Source organism: Desmonostoc vinosum, assembly GCF_059505385.1.
On record NZ_JCACKM010000256.1, the window covers coordinates 1 to 5,960 of the forward strand.

General features: G+C 39.2%; 6 protein-coding genes and 1 tRNA gene. 2 read left to right on the forward strand and 5 right to left on the reverse strand.

Annotated elements, in window-relative coordinates; all coding sequences use genetic code 11:
• Nucleotides 1-134 precede the first annotated feature (134 nt).
• Together AC5JMF_RS28320 and AC5JMF_RS28325 are read right to left on the reverse strand one after the other, a co-directional pair.
• A complete protein-coding gene (locus AC5JMF_RS28320; RefSeq protein WP_495799042.1) occupies nt 135-395 on the reverse strand; it encodes a hypothetical protein in 261 nt (86 codons plus the stop codon).
• 462 nt (nt 396-857) lie between these two features.
• Nucleotides 858-930, reverse strand: a tRNA-Ala gene (locus AC5JMF_RS28325).
• 72 nt (nt 931-1,002) lie between these two features.
• Between AC5JMF_RS28325 and trhO the strand changes: the two genes are divergently transcribed.
• Nucleotides 1,003-1,917 (forward strand): oxygen-dependent tRNA uridine(34) hydroxylase TrhO, encoded by a 915-nt coding sequence (gene trhO, locus AC5JMF_RS28330; protein WP_495799043.1) that lies wholly within the window; start codon nt 1,003-1,005, stop codon nt 1,915-1,917.
• Between the two features lie 21 nt (nt 1,918-1,938).
• On the opposite strand, the gene AC5JMF_RS28335 is transcribed toward trhO, so the two are convergent.
• Complete coding sequence (locus AC5JMF_RS28335; protein ID WP_495799044.1) at nt 1,939-2,604, reverse strand: O-methyltransferase; 666 nt, start codon at nt 2,602-2,604, stop codon at nt 1,939-1,941.
• Between the two features lie 89 nt (nt 2,605-2,693).
• Between AC5JMF_RS28335 and AC5JMF_RS28340 the strand changes: the two genes are divergently transcribed.
• Nucleotides 2,694-3,362 carry a M41 family metallopeptidase gene (locus AC5JMF_RS28340; RefSeq protein WP_495799045.1) on the forward strand — a complete coding sequence of 223 codons (669 nt, stop codon included), beginning with the start codon at nt 2,694-2,696 and terminating at the stop codon, nt 3,360-3,362.
• A 26-nt stretch (nt 3,363-3,388) separates the two neighbouring features.
• Here AC5JMF_RS28340 and AC5JMF_RS28345 read toward each other — a convergent pair whose 3' ends face one another.
• Both AC5JMF_RS28345 and AC5JMF_RS28350 read right to left on the reverse strand, forming a co-directional pair.
• Complete coding sequence (locus AC5JMF_RS28345) at nt 3,389-4,414, reverse strand: GGDEF domain-containing protein (RefSeq protein ID WP_495799046.1); 1,026 nt, start codon at nt 4,412-4,414, stop codon at nt 3,389-3,391.
• A gap of 779 nt (nt 4,415-5,193) precedes the next feature.
• Entirely contained in the window at nt 5,194-5,397 is a 204-nt protein-coding gene (locus AC5JMF_RS28350) for a heavy-metal-associated domain-containing protein (RefSeq protein WP_495799047.1), read from the reverse strand.
• Nucleotides 5,398-5,960 lie beyond the last annotated feature (563 nt).

Consider the following 5,960-nt stretch of genomic DNA (forward strand, 5'->3'; position numbering starts at 1 on the left):
CAGTGCTTCGACCTTGAGAAGGGTCGCGCTCCGCGTCTCCCCTTCCCCGCGTCTCTGCGTCTTCTTGCTAAGTAAAATTAATTACCCACAACAGGTTAGGTTTTTACTTACCTTGGGAAATCTTAAAAGCCTAGTCAATCACAGAAACTATCCACTCTGATATCCCGCCAAATATCAGAAACTTGCCAGCCAGAGTTGCCAACAGATTGTACTACAGGATTATCTCGAACTGGGGAGTAGTAGAATTCATCATTTTCTAGATACGGCGTTTGCGTTTGCTCTACACTTGGTTCTTGATCATCAAAAGGATCAATTAGAAAATTTTCCTCTTTCAGTTCCTCTGCTGTCTCTGCCTTCTTAAGGATGGGCTTTTGGGATTTCTTAATTAACTGCATATGTATTGAAATGAAATTTTGAGATTTTGTATGTTGACAGAAAAACAAGGCTCTGAAAATTATTTAAGAATTCAGAATCAAGGAGTCAGAATTGATTAGTAGAGGACTGACCTACAACTAATTATTTTGCTGAATTCTTTCTTCGGAAAAAAGAAACTAACATAGCTTTTCAAGTATCTCTGTTAAGATCCGTAAAAAACTTTTAGTTAGTCTAGAAATGTGGGAAAAATTACATGGACTAACTAGAATACTATAAATTTATACAAAATACGAGTAGCTGATAAAAAATTTTGGGAATGCCAGATACAGCAGTTTTCGGTTATTTAAATCACGATTAAGATGGGGAATTGGGAATGGGGGCACTTCGGCAAGCTCAGTGCATCGCTGGGGACTGGGAATGAGTTTTTGTTATTTCTCCCCCTGCTTGAAGATGGGATATTAATTTATGTGAAAGCCCAGAAGTGGAGGTTAGCGGACTCGAACCGCTGACATCCTGCTTGCAAAGCAGGCGCTCTACCAACTGAGCTAAACCCCCGTAAAATGAAAAAAGCAGATAATTCTAATTGCTGTAGCTATTCTAACTTAGATTGTTCCATTGCAAAAGGGTATGAAGCCAAAAAACACCCAATATGTTGTTGCTGCACTATATAAATTCGTCAAGCTACCTGATTTTAGTCAGATACGAGATCCTTTGTTAGCATACTGCCAAGAACAGGGTATCAAGGGAACAATTTTGCTGGCTGCCGAAGGTATAAATGGCACAATTGCAGGTTCGCGTCAAGCAATTGATTCTGTTATTATCTTTGTGCGTGCCGATCCTCGTTTGGTAGACTTGGAATACAAAGAGTCTTATACTGATGTACTGCCATTTGAGCGGATGAAGGTGCGGTTAAAGACAGAAATCGTCACTCTGGGATTACCGGAAATTGACCCCAACGAGCAAGTTGGTACTTATGTCAGTCCTCAAGAATGGAATGATTTGATTTGTGATCCCGAAGTTACTGTAATTGACACTCGCAACGACTATGAAGTAAATATTGGTACTTTCAAAGGAGCAGAGAATCCGCAAACGAACTCATTTCGAGAATTTCCTGAATATGTTCGTCACCATCTCGACCCTAGTAAACACAAAAAAGTTGCTCTATTTTGTACTGGCGGTATTCGCTGTGAAAAAGCTTCATCTTTGATGCTTGCTCAAGGGTTTGCTGAAGTTTATCATCTCAAAGGTGGCATTCTCAAGTATTTAGAGGAAGTCCCGGCGGATGAGAGTTTGTGGCAAGGAGAATGTTTTGTTTTTGATGAACGGGTAGCTGTTAGTCATGGGTTGGAAGCGGGGAGTTATGAGTTATGCTCCAGCTGTGGACGACCAATTTCTGAAGCAGATAAAGCTTCTGACAAGTACGAAGAAGGTATTTCCTGTCCCTACTGTTTTGATAGTTTGACTGAAGAGAAAAGAGCGCGTCAGCAAGAAAAGTGGCGAATTCTTCACAAAGAACGCTTAACAGGGAACCCACGTTTTTAAATAATACGAATTATTTAACTACTAGGGACGCTTCCAAGCAAGGGTTAAACCATCTGCAATAGGTACGAGGCTGAGAGTAACTCGCTCATCTTGATGCAGTTTGTGATTGAAGGCGCGAATTTTGTTGGTTCGATTGTCCTGTATTTGAGGATTTGCAACTCTTCCTGACCACAGGACATTATCGATCGCAATTAGTCCTCCCGGACGTACCAGTTGCAGCGATCGCTCATAATAAGCATCATAGTTGCTTTTATCGGCATCAATAAAGACAAAATCAAAACTCTCTGCTTGTTTTGCTGCTAGTAACTGCTCTAAAGTTTCCATTGCTGGGGCAATATGCAGATGAATTTTATCCGCTACTCCTGCTTGCTGCCAATAACGACGAGCGATTGCACTAAACTCTTCATTAACATCACAAGCTACCACTTTACCCTCTTTTGGTAACGCTAACGCTACCGCTAAGGAGCTATAGCCTGTAAATACTCCTAATTCTAAAGTTTTCTTTGCTTTTAATAACTGCACCAACAACGCCAAAAATTGTCCTTGTTCGGGAGCAATCTGCATTCTACCTAGTGGATGCTGAGCTGTTTCTTGTCTGAGTTGAGCGAGAATTTCCAACTCTCGTAAAGACACTGAGAGGAGGTATTGATATAAGTTTTGCTCTAGTCCCAGTGTTTGAGTTGTCATAGATGACTTGTGTGTAAGTTTTAAAAGCTTTAATACTCTCGGTTCGCATCATAATGAAGAAAGATGAAGTTGCATTTAAAAAACTCAATATGAGCCAAACTACTTTAAATTTGATTGCAATATCGATTTTTCTGATGACGATGTCGGTACTGCTGGGGCCATTATTTAATCTATCGCCAACAGTACCAGCACTGGCTACCTTCACTATCTTAGGCCTAGCGACATTGGATAGTTTTAGCTTACAAGGTCGGGGAGGGATTCTATTTTTAGATTGGATTGCAGGTTTTTCCAAGGAACACCGCGATCGCATTATTCACCATGAAGCAGGACATTTTCTTGTTGCTTCTTTGTTGGGAATTCCCATCACAGGCTACACCCTCAGCGCCTGGGAAGCTTGGAAGCAAGGACAAGTTGGACAAGGTGGTGTGACTTTTGATGATGACGAGTTAGCATCTCAGCTAGAGTTAGGCAAAATCAGCGCTCAAATGTTAGATCGCTACTGCACCGTTTGGATGGCGGGGATTGCTGCTGAGACTTTAGTCTTTAATAATACTGAAGGTGGGGCAGATGACAAAAATAAGTTTATTGGGGTCTTGACAAATATAGGATTTTCTGAATCAGTCTGTCAGCAAAAACTGCGGTTTCATGCCCTCCAAGCAAAAAACCTCTTGCAAGAAAATTGGTCTAGTTACCAAGCCTTAGTCAATTTGATGCGACAACGCGCCTCAGTAGCAGATTGTCAAAACGCAATTGTGTAGAGACGCTGCAACAGCGCGTCTCTACATCACGATGAAACAGCTTTTAGATGTGGTACGTAAGATGAGTATTCGCAACCAATAACCCGATTACGTCCAGCAGCTTTAGCTTGTAACAAGCACTGATCGGCACGATGCAACAAGCTTTTTCCTTGTTCGTCATCCTCTGTAGCTAGACAAGCTGTACCTAGACTAATCGTGATGTGAATAGCTAGTTTATTATTGATGGCAAATGGCTGTTCACTGACTATGCGATTGAGACGATTGGCTACAATTAATGCCTCTTTACTAGTAGTATTACTGAGAAGAACTACAAACTCCTCACCACCATAACGAAATGCAGTGTCTTGATAACGCAAGTTGTGCCGCAGCCGAGTACATAATAATTGCAAGAGGCGATCGCCAACTAAATGCCCGTAAGTATCGTTAACTTTCTTGAAATAGTCTACATCCAAAATAATCAAACTTAGGGGATTTCCCTGAACCCTAGCTTTTTTGATTTGTCTAGGTAAATCCCACTCTAAAGCACGGCGATTATTTAATTCTGTTAACGAATCAGCCAAAGCGATCGCTGATAACAAATCATTTGTACGAATCAGATCGCGATACTTTTGTGCTTTCCGTAAACCAACTGTCAATTGAGCTAATATTAAACGATGGTTTGCTGTTAATTCTGCTAATGTATGGTCTGTTTTCTCTTCACTCAACTGCCAAATATAGGCATCAGCTCCTTGCTTTAGTGCAGCAGCAGTCATTTCTAACTCCCTTTGCGAGCCATACTTCCTTTTCTGGCTGAGTTGCTGAAAACGATCTTCAAACAGAATACAGTATATCCACGATAATTTTGTTTGGTCTTTCAACCAACAACATAATTCCATACTGCTATCCATACTAGCCTGGATGAGTATGACATCGGGTGGCATCATTTGAATACGCGAAACTGCCTGATTGATATTGGTAATAACTTCTACACTAAAAGTTGTTGCATCGCGGATCTGATCTGGAAGTGTGGCGAGAAAGTTATTACTTCCAAAAACCAGAATAGAAATATTCATTGCTTTACTTTCTACCCTATTTTATCGAGGGGATAAACATAGTAACGCTTCAAAAAACTAAATCTTGATACTTAAAAGCCCTTTATTGCTTAGCTTTTAAGCTTTTTTAGATATTATTATGTATTTTCACTGTTATGTAATAGTAAATATGATCACAACTCATTCCTAAATGCTAAATATATCAATGTTTTTATTTTGTGTATGCTTCTTGCATTTAATTGTTTTAACCCTGAACTTACAATAAATATCGAATTTTAATCTCCTCTTAAGACTTTAACTACAATCGTCATCTTTTTAACTTCTGACATTCAATTTCTATTTTTTAGGCTTTTTTTGAAACAGTATAAATACTGAAGATTGTTATTTTCGATAAAAAGTATTGCTGTATTTCCCGATAGAAAATTATTCAACAGGATTAATAAAAAAGAATTGACAATTTGCATTAATCAAAAAATCCAGGTTTTTACTTATTTGAGAGCATGAAAAACCTACTAAGTTTTTTATGTCCCCGTAAAAACCGAAATCACCTTATCCTTTCGTGCGTAGTTAATGATTAAAATACTTATATTTAGACTTATCCAAAAGTGTAAATCAGTATATTTAATTAACCAACGATTAGCAGTCGAAATCGAGATAATCTTCATCGCTAACAAAAATATTCTCAACTTTGATTTTTTTATGAAAAAGTCTTGCAATAATCAAATGTTATGATTAATCGCAAGTCCTTTAATACTATTAAACTTTAGGAATTAGTCTCGCTATTGACAAAAGTTAAATTCTCATTGATAACCTTCAATAGTGTAACCAGCAGCAACAATTACTTGTTTGATTGATTCTTCAGATGCTGCGGATTCTACGGTAACAGTCTTGGCATTCACATCAACATCCACCATGGCATCAGGTTCCATAACATGAATTGAGTCCGCAATTTTGCCTGCACAATCTTGGCAAGTAATATTTGCTACATGTAGTTTTAATGACATTTTTTACCTCAGTACGATTATTTTAAATGTTTTCTTAATAATTAGTATTATCCACTAGTTGGCGATCGCTTATCCTACCAAAGTTAAGTATTTTAGGAAGAATATTATCTAACTTAGGTGTGGGGGATTGGGGACTGGGGATTGGGGATTGGGGACTGGGGATTGGGGATTGGGGACTGGGGATTGGGGATTGGGGATTGGGGATTGGGAAAGAATTTTTGTATCTTTTTGTCTGAACTACCTGCATCTTTAGATCTCGTTCAATAACTGGCAAAGTCTTATAGCAGCAAGATGAAACAAAATGCAAAAATATATAAACTTGTTTTGAAAAAGGGAGTGGGGAGTAGGGAGTGGGGAGTAGGGTAAGAAACTTTTTCAGGTCTTGGTTGTAAGATTTCTCCGTGGGTAGCTGTCTTAAAAAAGCAGTGGGAATGAGGGGGATGTGGTTCGACTCCGCTCACCAACCAGGAGATTAGGGAGAATAATACTTAAACTCTCCATTCCCAATTCCCCAATCCCCAGTCCCCAGTCCCCAATCCCCAGTCCCCAGTCCCCAATCCCCA

What these genes read in the sequence shown, in the direction of transcription:
- AC5JMF_RS28320 (WP_495799042.1), bottom strand. Translation starts at nt 395, where the DNA reads ATGCAGTTAATTAAGAAATCCCAAAAGCCCATCCTTAAGAAGGCAGAG.
- trhO (WP_495799043.1), top strand. Translation starts at nt 1,003, where the DNA reads ATGAAGCCAAAAAACACCCAATATGTTGTTGCTGCACTATATAAATTC.
- AC5JMF_RS28335 (WP_495799044.1), bottom strand. Translation starts at nt 2,604, where the DNA reads ATGACAACTCAAACACTGGGACTAGAGCAAAACTTATATCAATACCTC.
- AC5JMF_RS28340 (WP_495799045.1), top strand. Translation starts at nt 2,694, where the DNA reads ATGAGCCAAACTACTTTAAATTTGATTGCAATATCGATTTTTCTGATG.
- AC5JMF_RS28345 (WP_495799046.1), bottom strand. Translation starts at nt 4,414, where the DNA reads ATGAATATTTCTATTCTGGTTTTTGGAAGTAATAACTTTCTCGCCACA.
- AC5JMF_RS28350 (WP_495799047.1), bottom strand. Translation starts at nt 5,397, where the DNA reads ATGTCATTAAAACTACATGTAGCAAATATTACTTGCCAAGATTGTGCA.